The sequence below is a fragment of the Pseudomonas khavaziana genome, from assembly GCF_036704165.1.
In the GTDB taxonomy this organism is placed as follows: Bacteria; Pseudomonadota; Gammaproteobacteria; order Pseudomonadales; family Pseudomonadaceae; genus Aquipseudomonas; species Aquipseudomonas khavaziana.
The window spans coordinates 3,536,220-3,557,180 of the sequence record NZ_CP129946.1 but is presented as its reverse complement, the minus strand read 5'-3'; the positions used below and the strand labels follow the sequence as shown (position 1 = coordinate 3,557,180).

The window sequence follows — 20,961 nt, the reverse complement described above, 5'->3', positions numbered from 1 at the left end:
TGCCCTGCTGTTCGGGCAGCTTGCCGAACGCTTGTGTGCTACTGCCGAAGTTGGAATCGGCAGTCGGTGAATGTCCATCCGTGGGCACTTGCGGGTTATACATGCATAAACTCCTTTTCAGAGCCGGATCAGAAAAAGATGACGCTCTTAAGTAATAAGACGAACGAGGGGCGCAAATCATGAAACGATGGATGTAGAAAATTTGTCGGTATCGGATTGGACACACCTCGACCACCACTGATAATCGTCTCTGCCGACTAAATTCATCCTGGCTATTCGCGTTCTTACGGTGGGGTAACCATCCCTCGTAAGGGTGTCTAATTTGACTGTGGAGTCGGCGTGATTATTTCCAACGGGTTGTCCAGGGTAGGCGTGGCAGGGCTGTTGCTGGGGTTGAGCCTGGCCGCATCGGCACGGGAACAGGTAACGCAGGCGTCGGCGGATATCCGGCGTACCAGTTATGGTGTACCGCATATTCGCGCTAACGATGAGCGTGGCCTGGGAGTCGGTATCGGGTACGCCTATGCCCAGGACAACTTGTGCCTGCTGGCTAATGAGGTAGTGACGGTCAATGGCGAGCGCGCCAGGTTTTTCGGCCCCGAACAAGCCACCCTGGAAGAGCGCAACAACCTCGCCAGCGATGTGTTCTTCACCTGGCTGAACAACCCCGAAGCGGTAGCCAGCTTCTGGAAAGCACAAACCCCCGAGCTGCAACAGCGCATCCAGGGCTATGTGGCCGGCTATAACCGTTATCTCAAGGAGCACGGCGCCCCGGCACAATGCCAGGCAGCCTGGGTTCGGCCGTTGGTGGTTGAAGATCTTGTGAAGTTGACCCGCAGGCTATTGGCGGAAGGGGGTGTCGGCCAATTCGCCGAAGCGTTGGTGGGGGCCACACCGCCCCAAGCCATTGCCAGTGTACAACCCAGCGCTAAAGCCTTTGAGCTGGCCGCCGCCAACCAGCAGCGCTTCACCCTGGACCGAGGTAGCAACGCAGTCGCCGTCGGCCGTGACCGTTCCTTCAATGGCCGTGGCATGTTGCTGGCTAACCCGCACTTTCCTTGGGTAGGCGGCATGCGCTTTTATGAGATGCACCTGACCATTCCCGGCCAGTTGGATGTGATGGGCGCTGCCTTGCCGGGCTTGCCGGTGGTTAACATCGGCTTCAACCAGCACGTGGCGTGGACTCATACGGTGGACACATCCAAGCATTTCACCCTGTACCGCCTGACCCTCGACCCCAAGGACGCAACCCGTTACCTGCTGGACGGCAAGTCCATCCCCCTGGACAAGACGACTGTGACGGTACAGGTCAAGCAGGCCGACGGCAGCCTCAAGGACGTGAACCATACGGTCTACAGTTCGCAGTTTGGCCCCGTGGTGCAATGGCCCGGCAAGCTCGACTGGGACAACCATTACGCCTTCAGCTTGCGCGACGCCAACATGGGCAACGATCGAGTGCTGCAACAGTGGTACGCCATGAACCGCGCCGGCAGTCTCAAGGAACTGCAAACCTCGGTGCACACGCTGCAAGGCATTCCCTGGGTCAACACCCTGGCTGCCGACGACCAGGGACAAAGCCTGTACATGAACCTGTCGGTGGTGCCCAACGTCAGCGCCGCCAAGCTCGCCCAATGCAGCGACCCGCGGGCCGGCCTGCAAATGATCATGCTCGACGGTGCCCACAGCGCCTGCGCCTGGGACATCGACCCGCGTGCCGCCCAGGCCGGTATCTTCCCCGCTGATCAGTTGCCCCAACTGCAACGCACCGACTATGTGCAACACTCCAACGACTCCGCCTGGATGGCCAACCCCAAGGCGCCGCTGACAGGCTTCTCGCCGGTGATCAGCCAGGACAACATCGGCCTCGGTCCACGCGCCCGCTTCGCGATCCAACGCCTGCAATCCCTGGACAAACAACCCATCAGTGTCGCAGACCTGCAAAGTATGGTCATGGACAACCAGGTGTACCTGGCGGGCCAGGTCATGCCCGACCTGCTGGCGTTCTGCGCCAAACACCTGGGCGCCGACGCCGCTGCGCTACAACCGCTGTGTGCCAGCCTGAAAGACTGGGACCAGCACGCCAACCTCGATAGCGGCGTGGGCCTGGTGCACTTCATCAACCTGATGCAGCATCTGCAGCAAATCCCCGACGCCTGGCGCGTGGCCTTCGACCCGGCCCGCCCTCTGACCACCCCAACCGGCCTCGCCATCGACCGCGCCCCCGTTGCCAAGGCCCTGCGTGAAGCCATGCTGGCCTCCAGTGCAGAGATCAACAAACTTGGATTGAGACGCTGGGGGGATATCCAGGTTGCCGGGCAAACCCCCATCCACGGTGGCCCGCAGGAACTGGGTATCTACAACGCCATGCAAACCGTGCCCCGCGCCGACGGCAAACGCGAAGTGGTCAGCGGCACCAGCTACCTGCAAATCGTCACCTTCGACGACAAAGGCCCAAACGCGATAGGCGTGCTGGCGTTCTCCGAGTCCAGCAACCCTGCGTCCAACTATTCAAAGGACCAGACTCAAGCCTTCTCCGAGAAAAAACTGCGCCCACTTCCGTTCACTGACGCCCAGATCAAGGCCGATGCGCAGTACCAGGTCCAGACAGTGAAGGAGTAGGGCAGGCGTGCAACCCCTTGATGCCAAGGCAGAATATTTTTTGAAATCAAGGGGTTGCAGGCATAGGCAAATGAGTACATAATGGCGCCCATCGAACGCAATGAAGCATTAAAAACTTCAATGTATTCAATGAGTTAGAGTAGAGGCGAGCTTCACATAGCCCACTCAAGTTTGTATGCGGTGAATGTCAGCAGCAGGGGCATTGATCGTTTGAGGCCGAGTAGCAAAATGGTTATGCAGCGGATTGCAAATCCGCCTACGCCGGTTCGATTCCGACCTCGGCCTCCACTCTTAAAGCCCCGTAGATCAATGGTCTGCGGGGTTTTTTAATGCCCGCGATTTAGGAACCGTTCCGCAACTTTTGACATGTGTTCCGCAACCTCGACTCAAACGGGGCTCAAAATCAACGGCTCTGGTGCCAATGGCTCTATACATCAGTACAGAAAATCAGCGATAGTCTGCATCCAGGCTTGCAAATTCCAATGACCAGATGCCAAGCCCCTAAACGAATTGCGTAGTTGTTCTTTAGGTCGTTTATATCTACTAGGGATGAATGATGTATAGCGCTCCAGAAGAGCTAAGTAAGGTTGCTGAACGTGTGAGATCTGAAGGGCCTCAAGAGTACTCCGTTCGTACTCTCCTAAGTTGGTATCGGTACGAGCGTCGCAGTCGCTATATTGTGGACGCTATCAGAAAGAATCTGGAAGAATTAAAATTAACTACCGATCCAGATATTGAGTACGCATACCTTGATGGGCCTCTTGTATTTCATTTGGTAGAAGAACCTGAAATTATCGCCAGCCAGTTTTCAGACCTGCATGAAGAGTCTTTGGGTAAAGTTGTAACTGAGGAACCTGAGGATCCTACTCAGAGAATTGGGAAGCTACCATCTGCTAACCTCAAACTAATATCTGTTGGGCCGAATGCCACCGTTTCTGAAGCAGTTACGCTGATGCTGCTCTATGACTATTCTCAACTCCCGGTTATGCAAGGTGATCGATCACTTAAGGGCGTTGTCACTTGGAAGTCTATTGGCTCCATGCTCGCGCTTAACCGTCCGTGCGTAAACGTCAGGGATTGCCTCGACGAGGCGGTAGTGATTAACGCGGACAGCTCACTTTTTTCAGCAATTCCGACAATCGTTGAACGTGCTTTCGTTTTGATCGAAGCTAGCGACAAAACGATATCTGGCATAGTGACGACAACTGATTTAAGCCTTCAATTCCGTCAGCTCGCCGAGCCATTCTTGTTGCTCGGCGAGATCGAGATGCACCTTCGTCGCTTAGGTGATGGGAAGTTTACAAGGGATGATCTGTCCTCACTAAAAGACCCAGGAGACGTATCTCGAGATATAAACAGTTTGTCCGATCTTACTTTTGGAGAGCATGTTCGATTACTTGAGAACCCCAGCCGCTGGTCTACCTTGGGGCTGAATATAGATCGCGCAACATTTGTCGAGCACTTGAAGGAGATAAGAGACATTCGCAACGACGTTATGCACTTCGATCCAGATGGTACTGCCCCAACAGAGCTAGAGAAACTGCGGCAATTCGTGCGATTACTGGATGCACTCAGCCCACCACAGTGATTTAGGTACGAGAAAGTAGCGAGATGTTATTTGGTTGGCTTTACGATCTCACCTACTCGCCGATAGACCTTCTTGGTCATCTCTTCGGTGGTGTGCCCAAGTAGGCGGCTGGCGTGTGTCAGCTCGATTTCGCTAGCTGCTTTTGGGCGGATGTCTTTGAACTGGAACTGGCGGATCAGCACTGCCAGGTCAGAGTCACCGTCGGTGCCTGCTTTGATGGCAGCTTTCTCGCGAGCTTCGTCCCAGCGATTGCGCAGCATCTGCTGGCTCATCCGAAGGCCGGATGTGTTGGTGATAAGTCTCGATGTTTTTATGCCGCTGAGGGCCCGGCGTTCCTGCAGGTCATTGATAAAGGCGCTCAGCCCGGACTGCACACCTTCATCCTCCAGCCGTAGACGAAGTTTCTTCGCGGTCTTGCCCTGTTTGACCATCAGGAACTCGGCGTTTAAATCAGTGGTGGCCACTTTCAACACGTCGGCGGGGCGCTGACCGGTCAAGTAGGCGAGGTCCATGGCATCTTTGAGTTCTTGCACGGCTGCGTCATACACGGCATTCCACACGATATCGCCGGCGTAGTAGTCCCGCGGGGTCTCTTTGTTTCGGCGCACACCGAAGCAAGGGTTGGCATTGTTGGTCAGCCCCCATTCGCGTGCGATCGTAAACATGTGCGAAAGCAGCGCGATTTCCCGGTTCGCCCTGACCTTTGCGGTTCTGGCATCCCGGTACTGCGCGACGACCTGGGGTGTGATCGAATCAATAGGGGCAGTCTCAAATGCTTTCCTCAGCTGCTTGAGTTCCTTCATGTTGTCGGACTGGGTGCGTACTCCCTTGGTCGGAATGATCTCTTTCACGTACCTGTCGAACAGGGAGCCTAGCAAGTGGCTAGGCTTTGGTGGTGCTCGACGTTCAAGCCTGGCCCATTCCACTTTGGCCTGGTCGAGGTCTCCGCCGAGGGGGATCTCCTTCCGCTTACCCTCAGCATCCCTGCCGTTGTAGTAGTACCCAATCCAAATCTTCCCACTCTTGCGCTTATGGCATCGCCGGATCATGCGCGGGGGGAGGTCCCGGTTGGCTGTCGATTTCTTGCGCATGGTCAGCTCACGTTTGCCAGGTCGAGCGTCCAGGTTTCTGCCGCTGGGTTCACAGCAGAAGGCGTGACGCCTGCCAATTTCATACGGGCATAGACCCTGCCCACGATCGGTCGTCGGGCACCGGTAAGGACGTGCTCCCAGTGGTTCTCGGTCAACCACTGGATTTGCTTGGACGGGATCTGATAGCCGGTGATGGTGGCCAACTCTTCATCGGCCAGAGTTTCGCTTTGAAATTCCATCATGCTGCCTCCAGCTGTTCAGTGAACGTCTCGCTCATGTTTGCTCGAATCAGCGCAGCCATCGGTTGGGGGGCGACGGAGTTACCAACCATCCGCACCTGGGTGCGCTTGCTGAACTTGCGGCCGTCGTGTCCCACGTCGATGACGTAGTTGTCGGGGAAGCCTTGGGCGCGGTACAGCTCGCGTGGGGTGAGCATGCGCATGCCGATATCGACGATCACATAAGGGCTGCCCTTGATCGTGACGGTTACAAGCGCCAAACGGTCCCGGGTTGTGACAGTTGCTGTTGGGGCACGCAGGTCGTAGATGTTATCGGTGCCGTAGTAACCCATCAGGAACGCGGCGACGCGCATCGCACCCACCTGGTATTCCGGCGCGAGCGTGTACTCAAAAAGGGCGTGGTGCTCGGCGCCGGCGGTGATGGTCGGCACTAGGCCATCCATAGGTTGGCCAATGCAGTTTTTGCGGAGCGTGAACAGGTGGGCGGTAACCACCTTCTGCTGGCTGCCGCTTGTGGTGATCGCTGTCGGGGGCTCGCTCGGGTGGTACCCGGAGGTGAGGTTGTAGCCGCCGTTGTGTTGAGCCAGGTAGGCGACGGTCAGTGCGAAGTGTTCACCTTTGACATTTGCGCAGATGGCGCGCAACGGCGAGTCGCCGGGCATGTTGCGCTGGCTACTGCCGTTGGCATGCTCCGTAATGAAGGGGGCAAGCGTTGGGGTCACCAGCGCGAACCCATGGGAGCCGGTGATGGTTTTCGTAGGGAGGTCGATTGAGTGAACGCGCGAGTCGTCGCTGCCCGAGTGGTTGACGCTGACGATGAACGGGTCTGCGTGATCGATCACATAGCGCTTGGCGCCCTTGCGCAGACGCTCCATGGTCTTGTAGACCAACGGGCGGCGCACACCTGCGGCGCGGCCTTGTTCCTTGTCGAGAAAGATGCTGGGGCAGGGGATAGACCAATCAATGCTACTGGCTGCGGTGAGCTGCGGTTTTTGTTCCTTTGTTGGAGATTTCGTGTGGGTAGGCTCTGGCCATTGAAGTGGCTTGCCGTCGCAGCGGGCCACCAGGTAAAGACGTTCGCGCGATGTGCCGGCACCGAAGTCACTGGCTTTCAGCTTGCCGTGACGCAGGTCGTAGCCCATGCCACGCAGAATCGATTCGAACCGGCGCCAGGTTAGGCCTTTGCGTTTCGGATCGGGTATCAGGTACTGGTCTTGCACCGGCACCCGCTCTCCGACATCGGCAACACGCAAGTCGCGGCATATGACCCGGCCTGTTGTTGGGCAGCGCTTGGCGATTAGCGGTCCCCACTGGAGAACCTGCATCACGTTCTCCAGAGTGATCATATGCGGGCGTACCTGGCCAGCCCATTTGATGACCACCCAGGACAGCGAGCGGCTGGTGGTACTGCGCGGCTGGCCGCCGGCAGCGAGGCTGTGGTGGGTGCATTCGGGGCTGGCGTGCAGGTGCAGCACTGGCCGGCCACGGGCGGCCTTGTGCGGGCATACGTCATACACATCGGTGATGTAGTGCTCGGCGCTCGGGTGGTTGCGCTTATGCATGCTGATGGCGTCGGGGTCATGGTTGATGGCGATATCTACGGGCATACCGGTAGCCATCTCCTGGCCCATAGTGGCGCCGCCTCCGCCGGCGAAAAGATCAACTCGAATCCCACCTACCAAGTTGAGTCCAAACTGGGTATGGACCGCGCTGTTGATCGGGGTTGGTTTGAAAACTTCGCTTTCGGCCTTGCTGGTGCGCTTGGATCTGCGCAAGCGCAGGTGGGTAGTGCCCGCGCAATCTGGCGATAGTTGTGGCTGGAAGGCGGTGTCATTTTCACGCGGCAGGTCGCGGGACCAGTTACGTCGGCCTGGTTTCGCCTCTGCTGGGTATCCCACACCCGTCGAAACTTGCGTATACCCCATAACATGCTGCGCGAGCGGGCGTTGCGAAGTGGATAGCGTTGTATCACTGAGCGCTGCCCCGCGCAGCTTTCCGTGGGGTATAAGTGCATCGGCAGTGGCGCTGTAAGAGGCAATAATGCCTGCTGCTGCGCAGCAGAGGCTTTTTGTTTCTAGCGTGTCGACACTCACAGGAGTGCGGAGCAAAGCGGGCAGGGTGCTGACGTTGTCCTGGTGGTTCTTCATGCCGCTTTCCTCCGGTGTTCAATAGCGAGTTGGTCCATCAGGCGCTGGTGGTAGGTGTTGCGTGCTTCTGCGGCAGGCCATGGGCGGATGGTTTCAACCCTGGGCTCGATACCGACCAAACAATCCCAGATAGCCGGATCGGTTGGCATGAGATCGCGGCGCTCGGTGGCCAGCGCAATCAGGTCTGCCTGTTGTATACATGCGGGTAGATCGAAGGCCAGGTCGAAGCGAGCACAGATGCGCCCCCAAACGACGTCCTCAAATCCTCGGTAGTCGGGCATCCACTGTTTGAGTGGCCGGGTCATATCGCCCAGGTACGCCTCGGTCGCATCGTGGAGCAGGGCCGCTAACTTGAGTTCTTCCTGCACCAGATCGGCGACGATGCAGCTGTGTTGTGCCACGCTGTAAAACTCGCGAGTATGGCCATTGAACCGACACAGTTGGGCCAACGAGTGCGATATGTCCCGTGGGTCGATCATGTCTGCGTCTGGCTCGTACAGGTTGAAGTGCTTACCGGTGAACGTGAGGATGGAGTTCATGCTGCATCCTCCAGAGTAAATGGATCCAGCAGGGCAGCCATGCCCAGAGCCTTATCAGGTAAAGCAAGTGCTTGCGTTGCTTGGCTCTCGGATCTCACTGCTCGGAAGGTGTCAGCCGCAAGCTTCAGCTTTTCGGCTATGTCTAACAGGGTGAGTCGATCTTGCGGTTGAAGATCCAAGATGAGTTGCAGGCGCCGGCATCGTTCGGTGACTTGCTCAAGTTCGGTAGCGCTTGCTGACTCGCCCTGGTCCATCCCTTCCATAAAGCCCTGAGCGCGGCCATCCTCGTAGCCCTCAGCTCGACCATCCGTTAAGCCGCCCTTGTAGCCGACCCAGTAGAGAATCCCAAGCGCGATAACGATGCTGATCAGTGCGTATATTTGAATTGCAGTCATGTGGTGTGCTCCTGGTGTTGTTGGCTGGTGGTGGCAGCCGTTGGGGGTTACTGGCCTTACTCGGTTGAATCGGTTTCTGGACGCGGCATGTCTTCATCTGCTCGGTAAGCGCGGATGTCGATCAGGGCGGCTACGTGTTTGATGTGGGCGTACCTCAATGCCTTGGCGCTGTGGTCCAGAGTGGTCACCGGCAGTTGGATGCGACCGGCGTTGATTGCCTCGATGAAAGTTTTTTCATTGAGGTTCTTGAAGTAGTGCACGCGCAGCTTTTCCAGGGGGATAAGCACGTCGCCGAAGAGTTGATGCAGCATCTCGACGGTCGCGCTATCCGGCGCGGGTTGCAGTCGCAGCGGTGTTTGACTGGTGGTGCTCATGGGCCTCGGCCTCCTTGCGTTTGATTCGTGATGGATGGTTCCAGGCATTCAGGCAATGACGCTTGGTCAGCTCCCGCAGATGCTCCGGCACTTCGAGGAGCGCGGCGTTGCGCTCCTCGCGTGTGCGCATGGCGACGATCTGCCGGGCGTACTCCCTAGGCCACGTCACGGTTGTCTGCCGGGATGGCCGGCAGTTCGAGCCCCAGTTGCTCGGCGAGCCAGGGCATGCCGGCTTGCCGGACCTTGGTCGATTGGCTGTACTGCATGCCGGCAGTCTCGTGGTACCAGTTGCCGTTCTTGATCCGCAGGTACTCACGGTCACGGACGGGGAAGGCCGGCAAATTGCGGTCGTTGAGCAAGCCCTTTTCACGCATGAGCGCGATCAGCTTGGGGCGGGTGATGCCGAAATACTTGGCGGCTTTTTCCAGGCTACGTTCCATCACTGCCTCCTAAGCTGCATGCGCGGCAGGTGTAGCTGCTGCGGCCAAGTGGTTGATGGATTCGACGACCATGCCATACAGCTCGACGTCGGTCCCGTATACCGTGAAGCACTTAGTGCGCGGCGACTTCACGCCGATGCCCATGATGGTGGTAATGCCGGAGCGGGTTTTGTTGCGGTGAACAGCCAGATAAATTGGCTGTTCGAAGCCCAGATCGAGACTGATCGCGCCGCCGGTGCGTACCAGCTCGAACACTTGTTGCTTGTGTTCAACATCAAACGTGCCGTAGCGACGGTTTGCGTGGAGAGCCGGCAGTGATTCGGGCGATGTGCTGGGGTCGACCGAGCCGTTGGCTATTTCTTCGATGAAGTCGGCCAGTTTGAGGTGCATTTTTTTGCTGTTGGTCAGGGTCAGCGTGTGGCGTTCGGTGCCCAGTTCAACGGTAAAGTGAGTGTCCGTTTTGCTGCGTTCGACTTTCAAGCGGAAAGCCAGCACATCGCGGCGTGGTGTGGTGCGCAACGAGTGGTTGAAAGTCTCGCTGAGATTGACCTGGGCATGCAGCAGGGCAAGGGTACGGTTGTCGAGTTTGAACTTGATCATGCTGCATGCCCTCCGCCGTTCGGATCAAACGGTGCGGGCGCGGCGCGCTGTTTTAGCTTGGGTTTGGATGCGATGAAGGTGCACCCGCAATCTTGCGCCAGGCGGCGAATTTCGAAGATGCGGAAGGGGTTCGCAGCGGCCGGGTGGACGTGCAGGGTGGCTGTGGTGTGCATGCTGTTGCCTCGCTCTGTGGTGGAAGAGTAAGGCGAATATCAACCAAAAGTTGCTAAAAAGTCAACAACCGTTGGTTGATATTTTTTGTTTGATTGATGTCTTCTTGACATTACAGGTGTAATGCATAGATTACAGGAAATCTAAGTAGTATCTTCCGCTAGCAGGGAAAGGGAATGTCTAAAACCTCGGATTTTTATCAAAAAGACTTTTGGTCTGGTCTGTTTCCTATGCAGACAAACCTTCTGATGATCACAAGGAAGGAGAAAGACCTATCAGATTACGTCTATCAAAAAGTGCTTTCAGAAGATGAGGTGCATAACTTTATCCCTCAACAACGTGTTCATGCGGATAAACCTAATGGGCATCTTCGAAGAACGCTCAAACTGGATCCGGTGGCCGAATATTTTCTTTACGATTTAGTCTATAGAAATAGAACTATTTTTAGAAAACCTTTCTCGGAAGATAGAAAGTCTTACGGGTATAGATTTGAAGATGGGAACGTCGTCCCTATTAGTCAAGCGTACAAGAGTTATAAGCATGATGTGAATCAAAATCTTGCGAAGTTTAAACATCATCTCAGTTTTGATGTGGCAGGTTTTTTCAATTCTGTATATCACCATGATTTAGCGCACTGGTTCTCATCGTCCGACAGCGTAACTGAAAAAGACTATGAAGCGTTCGGCAAATTTTTTAGGGAGATTAACGCAGGGCGCAGTGTGGATTTCTTGCCTCACGGTTTATATCCATCGAAAATGATTGGCAGCGACTTTTTGAAGTTTACGGAGCAGTCTGGTCAACTTAAAAGTTCGGTTTTGCTCAGGTTTATGGATGATTATCACCTGTTTGACGATAATGAGGATAACGTAAATAGAGATTTTATTAGAATACAGAAAATGCTTGGTGATAAAGGGTTGAATGTTAATCCTCAAAAAACAAGAAAAACTGTTCAGAATGTTCAGGAAAAAGTCTCCGAAATCAGGCAGGAACTTTCTGAAATTATCGAAGTTGAAGTGGGAGAATCTGTCTTTGGTTCGGGATTTGAAGGGCCTGAGTATGAACAAGTAGAGGTGATTTCGGACCTTTCTGATGAGCAGATTCAGCGCCTCCTTGACTTTCTTAAGGATGAGGCACTGGACGATAATGATGCGGATCTTATTCTCAATGTTTTGAGATTTCACTCTACTGATATTAGTGACTATCTTCCACTGCTTTTGGATAGGTTTCCAAGTTTGTCCAAAAGTATATTTACAAGCTTAAATACTTCCAATCCTTTTGTGAGAAAAGTTTCTAATGATAAGATTTCCGTAGCTATATTGGATTTCTTAAAGACGGCAGAATATGTGTCTGAGTTTCAGTTGTTCTGGCTTGCTGTAATTGCGGAAATGAGATTATCTGAAACCAAGCAATATGGGGATATACTGAATTCACTCTATGCTCATTCGTCAGGCAGTATTATAGCGAGGGCCAAAGTGCTTGAAATTCCTACCCAGAAGTTTGGCATGAAAGAGCTTAGGGAGGAGCACCTTAAAAATGGGAGTTCAGATTGGTTGTCTTGGTCTTCCGCAATGGGGAGCAGAAGTCTCAAGAAGGCGGAACGTAACTACGTCTTAGCCTATTTCTCTAAAGGCTCGTCTTTAAATCATCTCATATATTCTTGCGTCAAGGATATGGATTAGGTTGAGTAACAATTACTCCGGAAGAAAGGCACCTACTACTTTTCCGCAGATATGAGTTTCTTCCGTAATATCAATGATTGGATATTGCGGATTTATAGGTTTCAAAAACTGTCGACCCGCATCCTCCACTAGTACTTTGAAAGTAGCTTCATTTGTTCGTGGAACTCTTGCTATAACCCTGTCTCCAGCTTTCGCTTCAGACTCTGGATCGACGAAGATAATGCATCCTGTTGGATAGCTTCGTCCTGGTCCAGGATTAGTCATTGAATCGCCAAGAACCCTTAATGCGTACCCGCTTTTACTGATTGCGACGGGACAGGATAGCCAGACATCTCCGTCATCATGCTCAACGTTTGACTCGCACCATGCGCCCGCTTGTACCCAAGAAATTAGAGGTACTTTCCCGAATCTTCGTGTGATATCACGCACGTTGCTTTCCACGCTGGAATTCAACGGACGAACGTTTGTATCTCCGGATTGCGATTTTGGCAGGACACCATATTCCAGCCACTCTCGGCGCACCTTCAGCCATGAGCTTAGCGCGCTCATGCTGTCTGCTTCAGCGATTGCATCTCCATTCAACCATTTACTGACCGCCTGCGGGCTCTTGGCCACCCCAGCGCTTTTCAAGTGCTTATGAATATCCACCCCACGTCCCCGTGTGCGTACACCGGCATCGTCAAGTGCTTCGTGAAGGCGCGCCGAGAAAGCTGCCCGTAGCTCGTTCTTATCAACCATGAGTTGATACTCTCACAGGGGTTGCGCAATAGTCAGTTGATGTTAATATCAACCGTGAGTTGATAAATGGAGGTTGCCATGTTGGACCCCGCAGATTTTCCGAACGCCATCGCGTTTGCATTTGAAGCAGTAGGCGGCATTGGTGCCGCCGCCAAGGTGTGTGAAAGGAGTTATCAGGCGCTCAATAAATGGCGTTTGTCTGCCAGTCTTCCCCGCACCGATTACACCGGTGAAACCCAATACGCCGCACTTTTGGCGACCGCTGCAAAGCAGAAGGGCAACGCGTTTGATGCTGCCTGGCTGCTCACCGCATCGGCCCCGCAGAAAGCTGCAGCGTAGATAGAAAAAAGGCGACCCAAGGGCCGCCCAGTTCCTCCCGGCACACACCACCACAGTGCTGTCGGGTCGCGATAAAGAGTTGTGGGCACACCACATGCAAACCACCTCTCTTTACCGCGCTACCAAGACACGGATGTCTTGGGTTGCTGCCTTTTCCACCACAGATTGGGCAGCTGTTGCGCCAGAGGTGAACAACGGATTGTTCGCCTCGGCACGGTGCCGGTTCGATCCCTTGATCTAGCCGGCGTTTTGGGCCCTTTCAAGCCACGCGGCAAATGTACCACCACTGCATGTCGCGGGGCACTGGCAACTTTGTAGGAATAATGCCATGAGCCGAATAGCTTTAAGCTGTGTTGATCGAGCGCAAAGGGAGGTCCTTACGCTCGAATTAGCCCTGTACCACGCCGCACGGGACTATCCCGGCGGTGCCGCTGCAATCGCCGCCACCACCGGCCGTAATGCCACCACGCTGCAGCACAAGCTGTCTCCCACCCATCCGTCTCACACCGTGAACATTCAGGAGTTCGGCGAGATCCTCGAACTGACCAAGGATCGCCGCATTCTGGATGCGGTGCATGCCCTGGTCGGCGATACCACATGGCAGGAGCTGGCTGAAACCTATACCAGTGACATGCCCGAGACCCTCACCACGGGTATTGCCTCGTACTTCCGGCGGGTGGCTGATTTGGCGGATACGTGGGCCAAGAGCATTGGCGACGGTGTCGTCAGCGATCAGGAACTTGCCGAGATTCGCCTGCAGGTGTTTCGGGGTATTCAGGGGCTGCTGGGGATGCTCAACCGGGCCACATACGTTAACCAGACCACGCGGGGTACTGACCGTGGCTGACGTTATCGATTTTGCCAATGACCTGGTGCAAGAGCGGATGGATCAGGCGCTTGCAGCGCGCAATGCGAATAAAACGGCTACCGCTGCACATTCGTTCATGTTCTGCGAAAGCTGCGACACGCCGATCCCTTTGGGACGCCGTGTTGCGATCCCTGGTTGCACCCAGTGTGTGACCTGCCAGTCCATCGACGAAGCCAGGAAGGCCCGCCATGCTCGATGAGGTACTCAACCAATTTTCTGATTACGGCTTGGAGCCTGATCAACCCTTGGTGTTCGGCAAGCTGACCCGTTGCAAAACCTCCCAGGACAAGGGCAAGGAAAAAAACGGCTGGTACGTGGTCCACGAGCATGTCACCCAGAAAAACGGAACGTTAATCTTCGGCAGCTTCGGTGATTGGCGGTCCGGTGAGTCTCAGAAGATCAAGGTCAAGGCCGGACGTATGAGCCCTGAGGAGCGCGAAGTCATGCGCGCTCGCCAGGAAGAGGCCAAGCGCAAGGCTGCCGAGGTCGCGGCGAATGCCTCACGTCGAGCGGCCAGCCGTGCAGCGGCTCTGTTCAGGCGCATGCCCGAGAAGGGTAAGAGCGCCTACCTGGATCGAAAGCAAATCGTCGGCTTCAAGGTTCGCTATGCGCCACGTACCGGTGCATTTTTAGTGCCTATGTGCAACGTGCGCGACCAGATCGTCGGCCTGCAGGTTATCTTCCCGGCAAAGCAAGAAGACACCGGGCGTGACAAGGCCTACTGGCCTTACGGCATGTCGAAAGAGGGTGCCTTCCACTTGATCGGCCCGCACCCTGAACCGGGTGAGCCGGTGCTGGTGTGTGAGGGCTACGCCACGGGCGCCAGCCTGCACATGGCGACTTCGCTGACGGTCGCCATCGCCTTCGATGCGGGTAACCTACTGCCAGTCTCTAAGGCCATGCGCGAGCGCTTCCCGGGCTGCCCGCTGATCATCTGTCGTGATGACGACTGGAAGACCAAACGCCCCAGCGGGGATCCTTGGAACCCCGGTGAAGAGAAGGCCAGCAACGCCGCACTGATTGTCGGTGGCCAGGTAGTCGCCCCCGTCTTCTCCGGCGAGCGTGAAATCAAGTGGACCGATTTCAACGACCTGCACATCGCCGAAGGATTGGAGGCTGTCCGCCGCCAGGTGCTGGCGGTGGTCAAGCCTCCAGCAGCTGGTGGTTGGAAGGACCAGCTTGCCCGTACCGAAAATGGCTCCCTGATCGCTCACATGCAAAACGTCGAACTGATCCTGGGCAATGACGAACGCTGGGCCGGCGTCATCGGCTACAGCGTGTTCAGCTCCAAGATCGTCAAGCTGCGGTCTGCGCCCTTCGGCGGCGGTGCCGGCGACTGGGCCGACATTGACGATATGCGAGTAATGAAGTGGCTCGCGCAGCAATATAACCTGCGGGTCAAAGCCTCTCATGTGATCGAGGCGGTCAGCGTTGTTGCCCACGACCATTCCTTTCACCCGGTGCGCGAGTACCTGGAGAAACTAAAATGGGACCGCGTGCCCCGGCTGGAAACCTGGCTGACCGATGTGCTGGGCGTCCAGCCTACGGAGTACTCGGCCAAGGTCGGAAAGCGCTGGCCGATCTCGGCGGTTGCCCGTGTGATGCGCCCGGGCTGCAAGGCCGACTCGGTGATGATCCTCGAAGGCGGGCAGGGTGAAGGCAAGTCCACCGCCATGGGCGTCCTCGGCGGCGAGTGGTTTATGGACACACCCTTTGCCCTCGGCGACAAGGACAGTTTCCAGGCCATTCGTGGCAAGTGGATAGTCGAGCTGGGGGAGTTGGACAGCTTCAACAAGGCTGAAAGCACCAAGGCCAAGCAGTTTTTTTCCGCGTCCACCGACACCTACCGCGAAAGCTATGGCCGCAGAACGAACGACGTGCCACGCCAGTGTGTGTTCGTGGGTACTACCAACCAAGAGGAATACCTTAAGGACGCCACAGGCAACCGTCGTTACTGGCCAGTGTTCTGTAACAAGGTCGATCTGGAGAAACTGCGCGAGATCCGCGACCAGCTTTGGGCTGAGGCGCTGTTCTGCTTTGAGGCCGGCGATATCTGGTGGGTGACCAAGGATGAAACCCGGATGTTCACGGAGGCTCAGGACGAACGCTTTGTGGTTGATGAGTGGGAAGGCCCGATTCTGACCTGGTTGGAGGAGTCGCAGATCGGCGAAACCGCCACCGGCAACGAGATCCTGAGCCAAGCGCTGAAGCTGGACTTCGGCCATTGGGGCAAGCCCGAACAGATGCGGGTCGGGGCGATCATGCACCGGCTGGGCTGGCGGAAGCGTCGCATGCCAGCATTGCCGAAAAGCGGGGTACGCCCCTGGGCCTATGAAAAGCCTGCGGGTTGGGGGCGTATGTCTGCATTGCAGCAGTCGGTGATAGAGGAGCCTTGCTTCGATGATTAAGCGAATCGACGAGATGCTCAAGCTGTGGGCGCAGGATCTGCATTCGCCTTTGCCGGAGAACACTGGCGGGCCGAGTGGCGGCAACATGATCGCTATGCTGATGGAGTGCAAGGGTGAGCTGGTACGCGGCACTCGCGGCAGTCGGGTGCTGCTGGATGAATCGGTGGATATCGAGCTTATCGTCAAGAAGCACCTGCCGCCCCGTCTTGCCCTGGTCGTTTGGGAGCACTACTGCAACCATGAAAGCTTCCTCTCGCAGAAGCTGTTGCACTGCGCCTGCAGCTCAAGAACCTATTACATGCGACTCCATGACGCCCATGAATTCATCCAAGGGATGCTGATGGGGAAAGCTGCATGACCCTCGGCGTCACTTCGCATGCCTCTGTCCTACTGTCCGGCCTTGTCCGACTCGCATTTAGCGCAGTTGGACAGGCGCAGGCCGCGCCGTTGCTGGGCTGTCCTACCGTCCAACCTTCACCCGCCCCAGGCACACATGAGCATAGCGGGTACGTAGTCGCGCCCATGGCGCGCACGCGTGCTTTTAGCTTTCCCTCTATACACAAGAGAAAGTTAAATAAGGTAGGACAGTTGGGCGAAGCCCCGAATTTAGGCGCCTGTAGCTGTCCTACTTCGATTCTGAATAGTGGGACAGGCAGGACAGGGCACCAGAAGCGATAGCCGATTGAATGCGTTGTCCCTCCGTTGCACCTGCGTCCTACCCGTATTGCACCCGTATTGCACCCGTATTGCGCCATGGCATTAAAGCCAGCTTGCTGCCAGTAAAATCCACCTGTAAAAAGTACTCATCTTCGATAGGTGCGACCGCAAGCAGCGGGACTCACCACCACACTAAACCCGGCCACTGCGCCGGGTTTTCGCGTTTATGGGGTAAGGCAATGACGAACGAACAGCAAGCGCTGGCAGAGATGCCCATCTGGTTAGTGATTGTCTTGGCTCTGGTGGGCGGTGTGTCCGGTGAGATGTGGCGCGCAGACAAGGAAGGGGCACGGGGCTGGGCACTGGTTCGACGGTTGGCCCTTCGGTCGGGCGCCTGTGTTGTGTGCGGCGTGACAGCGATCATGCTGCTTTACGCGGCGGGCATGTCGATTTGGACATCAGGCGCGTTGGGATGCCTTACGGCGATGGCAGGTGCTGACGTTGCCATTGGGCTGTACGAGCGGTGGACGGCCAAGCGGCTGGGCCTGAGTGAGTCAGCAGCGGTAAACGGTGATGTAGGGCGTTAAGCCTCAAGGAGCCAGGGCCATGATGCGGCTTGAGATGCGTGACAACATCGATCAGATCGTCAGGGAGATGCGCGGTATCAGCCGGTCGAAGGTGCCAACGGCAGCAGCCAAGGCGCTGACCTTCACGGCGGAGCGCGTCCAGGCTGCCGAGAAAGCCGAACTGGCCCGGGTGTTTGATCGCCCCACACGTTGGACGTTGAACTCTATCTTCAAGCGCAGCGCCACGGTCACCCGGCTGTACGCCCGGGTGTGGGTCAAGGACGAAGCCAGCTCAGGTGTGCCCGCCTCCAAGTACTTGCCGGTACACATGGACGGTGGCAACCGCCCGCACAAGCGCTTCGAGAAGGCGTTGATCCATTACGGCTTGATGCCAGCGGACATGTGCGCAGTACCAGGTAGGCGCGCCCGAATGGATGGCAACGGGAACATCAGTCGCGGCCAGATCGTGCAGATCCTATCCGCCCTCGGTGCAGCAGAGCGGGTGTCGGGCTTCATGGCTAACCGCACGAAACGAAGCCAGCGGCGCAACCGAAATGCACCGGACTACTTCGTGGGTCAGCCTGGTAACGGCACCGGCCCTCGTGGCATTTGGCAGCGGGTCGGCAGTGGTGCCAGGCCCATCCTGATCTTCGTAAAGCGCCCGACGTATCGACGGCGCTTTGACTTCTACGGGGTCGCCAATCGCGTGGCCCAGGCCGAGTTCGAACCGCTGTTCCGGCGTGCCCTGGCTCGGGAGATGGAAAGGAGCTGACCTCCTGTCGGCTTCGTGCTTTTTTCTAAAAAAGTGGCGATATTTCAATGATTTGGCAGGTTTTTCGCTTGACAGGGGCATGTGTGCCCCGAAATCAATGGGTCCTTCCGGGCACCGGGGCCAACGGGGTAATTCGAACCCCGACTTTTTCACAGATTCAACCTGACATAGGGGGTTCCGCTTCCATGTCCGCAATAGGACCAGACCATGCCAACCCAACGTGAAGTCGCTGATCACCTGGACATGAGCGAGCGAAATGCCCGCGACGTGCTCAAGGCGTTAGACCTGGACTGGCAGACCGCAAGCTTGGATGAGATCCGGACGGCTTACATCCGCGACCTGCGCGGAAAAGCCGCTGGGCGCGGGGGCAGTCAGCTTGAACAGCTCAACAGAGCGCGGATCGAAGACCTGCAGCAGAAGTCAGCAAACGGACGGTTGGCATATCACGAGAAACTCGGATCGCTGATTCCGGCTGGTGAGGCTGAGCGGGCGATGTCCGACTGGGCCAGCTTCGCAAACCGGGAATACCTGGGCGGGCTTGAACGAATCATTCAGGAAATCGAGAACGTGCAGAAACTCACGGTAGATCGAACAGTGGTGGCCAAAGTTGCTGGACCTACAACCGAGCGAATTGCAGGCTACGCGCGAAAACTTGGCGCGGAGCTTGTTGGCAGCAGCGGGGAAGTTCAACCCGCCCCGTGACATTCCGACCGCGCATTACATGAGCACCGAGTTTTACCTGCCCGCTGAGAGCGGTGTGCTGCACGGGCTCTACGACTTCCAATACACGCCTTACTTTCTCGGCGTCGCCGCTGCCCTGGACGACCCTCGGGTGAGCGAAGTTGACCTGATGAAAGCGGCGCAGATCGGCTGGACGTGGTTCCTGATCGGCTACCTGTTCAAGTTCATCCATAACCTGCCGCGTCCGATCATGATCCTGTTTGCCAAGGAAAAGGACGGCAAGAACTTCCACGACGAAAAGCTCAAGTTCGGCGTCAACGCGAACACTGAGGTGGCGAAGCTCATGCCGGTGGATGTCAGCCGCACCTCCGGCAACCGCTGGGACCATAAGACCTTCCCGGGCGGGTTCCTCAAGCTAGTCGCGTCCAACTCGCCGGGCAACGTCAAATCCACGTCTTCTGTGGGCTTGTCAGTGGTAGAGGAACCGGACGATACCAGCGACGACGTGAAGGGGCAGGGCGATGCCATCGCGCTGCTGGAAGAGCGCGGCAAGCGCTATCCCGGTTCCAAAATGCTGGTAGGCGGGACACCGGCGATCAAGGGCGCGAGCAAGACCGAGGCACGCTTGGCCCAGACCGATTGCCGGGTGTTGCCGGTCATCTGCCATTCGTGCGGTCAGGCGCACGTCCTGGACTTCGCACACATCAAGTGGCTCGACATCGAGGAGGAAGCGACGCCTCATGAGATCTACGGTCGCGCGGATCCTGACACTGCCGGCTACGGTTGCCCGCATTGTGGCGAGATCTGGGACGACTACCAGCGCAAAGAGAATATCCGCAACACGGTGTTCAATGCGATAGAAGCCGGCGACCCATACTGCGGTTGGGTTCCGACCAAGCCCTTCGCCGGGCGCGCCGGGTTCATTGAGCTGAATGAGCTGTATGCCTGTTTGCCCGGTACCAGCTTGGCCGACATCGTGCGCGAGAAGCTCAACGCCGAACATCAGGCGTCCATGGGTAACCTGTCGCTGCTCATCAAGTTCGTCAACCAGAAACAAGGCCGTGCCTACGAGTACAAATCCGATCTGCCCGAAGCCGACAAATTGGCTGAACGCGCAGAGGACTACCCAGAGTTGTACGTACCCATGGGCGGGATCGTTATCACCGCTGGCGTCGATGTGCAGCACGACCGCTTGGCGGTGGTGATGCGTGCCTGGGGGCGAGGTGAGGAATCTTGGTTGCTTTACTGGGGTGAGATCTACGGTGAGGTGGTGTTGCCTGACCAGGGCGTCTGGTTGGATCTGGAAAAGCTGCTGTTTGCGGCAATTCCACACGCCTGCGGCGCCAAGCTGAAGGTGTTGGCTACGTCACTCGACACCTCCGACGGCACGATCACCCAGGACGCGGCTTATGCGTTCTGCCGCAAACACCAACGTAACGGCGTGATGGCGATCAAGGGCGCGAGCGAACGCGGCAACACCCGCGACGACGAGCGCAGGGAAATCTTCAGCGCGCCTCGGCAGGGTGTCGATACCGACAAAGAGCAAAAGGCCTCGAAGTACGGCCTGCGCCCTTACATCGTCGGCACGTCGCGGGCCAAGGATCTGTGGATCGAGGGTCGGCTGCCGTTGACCGGTGATGGTCCTGGCCGCATGCACTTTTACAAGACGGTGCGTCCGGATTACTTCCGGCAGATCACCGCCGAAGTGAAGGCGCCCAGTCGTCGGCATCACTACCGCAAGGTGTGGCAGAAAAAGGCTGGTGAGCCGAACGAAGGCACGGACTGTGAAACGTATGCCTTGCACGCGGCCCGCTCTCTGAAAACGCACCTACTGCAGGAGCAGGATTGGGCGGCACTCGATGCGCAGATCCGACAGGGTGGGTTGTTCGATCAGCCCGATCCGGTTAAGCCAGAGACGGAGCCCGATATCGAAGGGGCGCCCCCTGAACCATCACCACCAGTTGAACCACCCGATCTCCCGCCTGCTGGCGGGAGAGTTGTTTCTGGGCGCCGCAGTGCAATGCGCGTGCTCTCCCAACGTAGGAATTAA

General features: G+C 56.7%; 23 protein-coding genes and 1 tRNA gene. 13 read left to right on the top strand and 11 right to left on the bottom strand.

Annotation, left to right across the window (positions count from 1 at the left end):
- Positions 1–339 precede the first annotated feature (339 nt).
- The 3 genes from QYQ93_RS15730 (at position 340) to QYQ93_RS15720 (ending at position 4,207) form a co-directional block, all read left to right on the top strand.
- On the top strand, positions 340–2,619 hold the full coding sequence (locus tag QYQ93_RS15730) for an acylase (protein ID WP_338474989.1): 2,280 nt from the start codon (positions 340–342) through the stop codon (positions 2,617–2,619).
- Between the two features lie 214 nt (positions 2,620–2,833).
- Positions 2,834–2,907 (top strand) — tRNA-Cys (locus QYQ93_RS15725).
- A gap of 268 nt (positions 2,908–3,175) precedes the next feature.
- Complete coding sequence (locus tag QYQ93_RS15720; protein ID WP_338474988.1) at positions 3,176–4,207, top strand: CBS domain-containing protein; 1,032 nt, start codon at positions 3,176–3,178, stop codon at positions 4,205–4,207.
- Between the two features lie 26 nt (positions 4,208–4,233).
- Here the strand turns inward: QYQ93_RS15720 and QYQ93_RS15715 are convergent, their stop codons facing one another.
- The 10 genes from QYQ93_RS15715 to QYQ93_RS15670 are packed head-to-tail and all read right to left on the bottom strand — an operon-like array spanning position 4,234 to position 10,205.
- Complete coding sequence (locus QYQ93_RS15715; protein ID WP_338474987.1) at positions 4,234–5,298, bottom strand: tyrosine-type recombinase/integrase; 1,065 nt, start codon at positions 5,296–5,298, stop codon at positions 4,234–4,236.
- A gap of 2 nt (positions 5,299–5,300) precedes the next feature.
- The gene (locus QYQ93_RS15710; protein ID WP_338477265.1) at positions 5,301–5,537 is read right to left on the bottom strand and encodes a DUF4224 domain-containing protein; all 237 of its coding nucleotides are present in this window, start codon (positions 5,535–5,537) and stop codon (positions 5,301–5,303) included.
- Complete coding sequence (locus QYQ93_RS15705) at positions 5,537–7,684, bottom strand: DNA cytosine methyltransferase (protein ID WP_338474986.1); 2,148 nt, start codon at positions 7,682–7,684, stop codon at positions 5,537–5,539. Before QYQ93_RS15705 ends, QYQ93_RS15710 begins: the two co-directional genes overlap by 1 nt.
- Entirely contained in the window at positions 7,681–8,223 is a 543-nt protein-coding gene (locus QYQ93_RS15700) for a phosphohydrolase (protein WP_338474985.1), read from the bottom strand. Before QYQ93_RS15700 ends, QYQ93_RS15705 begins: the two co-directional genes overlap by 4 nt.
- Positions 8,220–8,618: a hypothetical protein gene (locus tag QYQ93_RS15695; RefSeq protein ID WP_338474984.1), complete on the bottom strand. Its 399-nt coding sequence runs from the start codon at positions 8,616–8,618 to the stop codon at positions 8,220–8,222. Before QYQ93_RS15695 ends, QYQ93_RS15700 begins: the two co-directional genes overlap by 4 nt.
- Before the next feature lie 56 nt (positions 8,619–8,674).
- Entirely contained in the window at positions 8,675–8,992 is a 318-nt protein-coding gene (locus tag QYQ93_RS15690) for a pyocin activator PrtN family protein (RefSeq protein ID WP_338474983.1), read from the bottom strand.
- A complete protein-coding gene (locus tag QYQ93_RS15685) occupies positions 8,943–9,122 on the bottom strand; it encodes a hypothetical protein (RefSeq protein WP_338474982.1) in 180 nt (59 codons plus the stop codon). The genes QYQ93_RS15690 and QYQ93_RS15685 overlap by 50 nt, the downstream gene beginning before the upstream one ends.
- Before the next feature lie 25 nt (positions 9,123–9,147).
- Positions 9,148–9,432 carry a phage antirepressor KilAC domain-containing protein gene (locus tag QYQ93_RS15680; RefSeq protein ID WP_003207591.1) on the bottom strand — a complete coding sequence of 95 codons (285 nt, stop codon included), beginning with the start codon at positions 9,430–9,432 and terminating at the stop codon, positions 9,148–9,150.
- 9 nt (positions 9,433–9,441) lie between these two features.
- Positions 9,442–10,032: a hypothetical protein gene (locus tag QYQ93_RS15675; protein WP_338474981.1), complete on the bottom strand. Its 591-nt coding sequence runs from the start codon at positions 10,030–10,032 to the stop codon at positions 9,442–9,444.
- On the bottom strand, positions 10,029–10,205 hold the full coding sequence (locus QYQ93_RS15670; RefSeq protein WP_338474980.1) for a hypothetical protein: 177 nt from the start codon (positions 10,203–10,205) through the stop codon (positions 10,029–10,031). The genes QYQ93_RS15675 and QYQ93_RS15670 overlap by 4 nt, the downstream gene beginning before the upstream one ends.
- A gap of 174 nt (positions 10,206–10,379) precedes the next feature.
- On the opposite strand from QYQ93_RS15670, the gene drt5 reads away from it, so the two are divergent.
- On the top strand, positions 10,380–11,882 hold the full coding sequence (gene drt5, locus QYQ93_RS15665; protein WP_338474979.1) for an antiviral reverse transcriptase Drt5: 1,503 nt from the start codon (positions 10,380–10,382) through the stop codon (positions 11,880–11,882).
- A gap of 12 nt (positions 11,883–11,894) precedes the next feature.
- Here the strand turns inward: drt5 and QYQ93_RS15660 are convergent, their stop codons facing one another.
- Positions 11,895–12,620, bottom strand: coding sequence for a S24 family peptidase (locus QYQ93_RS15660; protein WP_338474978.1), 726 nt, complete (start codon positions 12,618–12,620; stop codon positions 11,895–11,897).
- 78 nt (positions 12,621–12,698) lie between these two features.
- On the opposite strand from QYQ93_RS15660, the gene QYQ93_RS15655 reads away from it, so the two are divergent.
- The 9 genes from QYQ93_RS15655 (at position 12,699) to QYQ93_RS15615 (ending at position 20,961) form a co-directional block, all read left to right on the top strand.
- Positions 12,699–12,959 (top strand): hypothetical protein, encoded by a 261-nt coding sequence (locus tag QYQ93_RS15655; RefSeq protein ID WP_338474977.1) that lies wholly within the window; start codon positions 12,699–12,701, stop codon positions 12,957–12,959.
- 328 nt (positions 12,960–13,287) lie between these two features.
- Entirely contained in the window at positions 13,288–13,806 is a 519-nt protein-coding gene (locus QYQ93_RS15650; RefSeq protein ID WP_338474976.1) for a phage regulatory CII family protein, read from the top strand.
- A complete protein-coding gene (locus QYQ93_RS15645; protein WP_338474975.1) occupies positions 13,799–14,026 on the top strand; it encodes a TraR/DksA family transcriptional regulator in 228 nt (75 codons plus the stop codon). The genes QYQ93_RS15650 and QYQ93_RS15645 overlap by 8 nt, the downstream gene beginning before the upstream one ends.
- Positions 14,016–16,235: a VapE domain-containing protein gene (locus tag QYQ93_RS15640; protein WP_338474974.1), complete on the top strand. Its 2,220-nt coding sequence runs from the start codon at positions 14,016–14,018 to the stop codon at positions 16,233–16,235. Before QYQ93_RS15645 ends, QYQ93_RS15640 begins: the two co-directional genes overlap by 11 nt.
- The gene (locus tag QYQ93_RS15635) at positions 16,228–16,593 is read left to right on the top strand and encodes a hypothetical protein (RefSeq protein WP_338474973.1); all 366 of its coding nucleotides are present in this window, start codon (positions 16,228–16,230) and stop codon (positions 16,591–16,593) included. Before QYQ93_RS15640 ends, QYQ93_RS15635 begins: the two co-directional genes overlap by 8 nt.
- A gap of 538 nt (positions 16,594–17,131) precedes the next feature.
- On the top strand, positions 17,132–17,479 hold the full coding sequence (locus QYQ93_RS15630; RefSeq protein ID WP_338474972.1) for a phage holin family protein: 348 nt from the start codon (positions 17,132–17,134) through the stop codon (positions 17,477–17,479).
- Positions 17,480–17,498: 19 nt separating this feature from the next.
- A complete protein-coding gene (locus QYQ93_RS15625) occupies positions 17,499–18,230 on the top strand; it encodes a hypothetical protein (RefSeq protein ID WP_338474971.1) in 732 nt (243 codons plus the stop codon).
- Between the two features lie 207 nt (positions 18,231–18,437).
- Positions 18,438–18,932: a hypothetical protein gene (locus QYQ93_RS15620; RefSeq protein WP_103451407.1), complete on the top strand. Its 495-nt coding sequence runs from the start codon at positions 18,438–18,440 to the stop codon at positions 18,930–18,932.
- A 19-nt stretch (positions 18,933–18,951) separates the two neighbouring features.
- Positions 18,952–20,961 (top strand): phage terminase large subunit family protein, encoded by a 2,010-nt coding sequence (locus tag QYQ93_RS15615; protein ID WP_338474970.1) that lies wholly within the window; start codon positions 18,952–18,954, stop codon positions 20,959–20,961.

What these genes read in the sequence shown, in the direction of transcription:
- QYQ93_RS15720 (WP_338474988.1), top strand. Translation starts at nt 3,176, where the DNA reads ATGTATAGCGCTCCAGAAGAGCTAAGTAAGGTTGCTGAACGTGTGAGA.
- QYQ93_RS15715 (WP_338474987.1), bottom strand. Translation starts at nt 5,298, where the DNA reads ATGCGCAAGAAATCGACAGCCAACCGGGACCTCCCCCCGCGCATGATC.
- QYQ93_RS15710 (WP_338477265.1), bottom strand. Translation starts at nt 5,537, where the DNA reads ATGGAATTTCAAAGCGAAACTCTGGCCGATGAAGAGTTGGCCACCATC.
- QYQ93_RS15705 (WP_338474986.1), bottom strand. Translation starts at nt 7,684, where the DNA reads ATGAAGAACCACCAGGACAACGTCAGCACCCTGCCCGCTTTGCTCCGC.
- QYQ93_RS15700 (WP_338474985.1), bottom strand. Translation starts at nt 8,223, where the DNA reads ATGAACTCCATCCTCACGTTCACCGGTAAGCACTTCAACCTGTACGAG.
- QYQ93_RS15695 (WP_338474984.1), bottom strand. Translation starts at nt 8,618, where the DNA reads ATGACTGCAATTCAAATATACGCACTGATCAGCATCGTTATCGCGCTT.
- QYQ93_RS15690 (WP_338474983.1), bottom strand. Translation starts at nt 8,992, where the DNA reads ATGAGCACCACCAGTCAAACACCGCTGCGACTGCAACCCGCGCCGGAT.
- QYQ93_RS15685 (WP_338474982.1), bottom strand. Translation starts at nt 9,122, where the DNA reads ATGCGCACACGCGAGGAGCGCAACGCCGCGCTCCTCGAAGTGCCGGAG.
- QYQ93_RS15680 (WP_003207591.1), bottom strand. Translation starts at nt 9,432, where the DNA reads ATGGAACGTAGCCTGGAAAAAGCCGCCAAGTATTTCGGCATCACCCGC.
- QYQ93_RS15675 (WP_338474981.1), bottom strand. Translation starts at nt 10,032, where the DNA reads ATGATCAAGTTCAAACTCGACAACCGTACCCTTGCCCTGCTGCATGCC.
- QYQ93_RS15670 (WP_338474980.1), bottom strand. Translation starts at nt 10,205, where the DNA reads ATGCACACCACAGCCACCCTGCACGTCCACCCGGCCGCTGCGAACCCC.
- drt5 (WP_338474979.1), top strand. Translation starts at nt 10,380, where the DNA reads ATGTCTAAAACCTCGGATTTTTATCAAAAAGACTTTTGGTCTGGTCTG.
- QYQ93_RS15660 (WP_338474978.1), bottom strand. Translation starts at nt 12,620, where the DNA reads ATGGTTGATAAGAACGAGCTACGGGCAGCTTTCTCGGCGCGCCTTCAC.
- QYQ93_RS15655 (WP_338474977.1), top strand. Translation starts at nt 12,699, where the DNA reads ATGTTGGACCCCGCAGATTTTCCGAACGCCATCGCGTTTGCATTTGAA.
- QYQ93_RS15650 (WP_338474976.1), top strand. Translation starts at nt 13,288, where the DNA reads ATGAGCCGAATAGCTTTAAGCTGTGTTGATCGAGCGCAAAGGGAGGTC.
- QYQ93_RS15640 (WP_338474974.1), top strand. Translation starts at nt 14,016, where the DNA reads ATGCTCGATGAGGTACTCAACCAATTTTCTGATTACGGCTTGGAGCCT.
- QYQ93_RS15635 (WP_338474973.1), top strand. Translation starts at nt 16,228, where the DNA reads ATGATTAAGCGAATCGACGAGATGCTCAAGCTGTGGGCGCAGGATCTG.
- QYQ93_RS15630 (WP_338474972.1), top strand. Translation starts at nt 17,132, where the DNA reads ATGACGAACGAACAGCAAGCGCTGGCAGAGATGCCCATCTGGTTAGTG.
- QYQ93_RS15625 (WP_338474971.1), top strand. Translation starts at nt 17,499, where the DNA reads ATGATGCGGCTTGAGATGCGTGACAACATCGATCAGATCGTCAGGGAG.
- QYQ93_RS15620 (WP_103451407.1), top strand. Translation starts at nt 18,438, where the DNA reads ATGCCAACCCAACGTGAAGTCGCTGATCACCTGGACATGAGCGAGCGA.
- QYQ93_RS15615 (WP_338474970.1), top strand. Translation starts at nt 18,952, where the DNA reads ATGAGCACCGAGTTTTACCTGCCCGCTGAGAGCGGTGTGCTGCACGGG.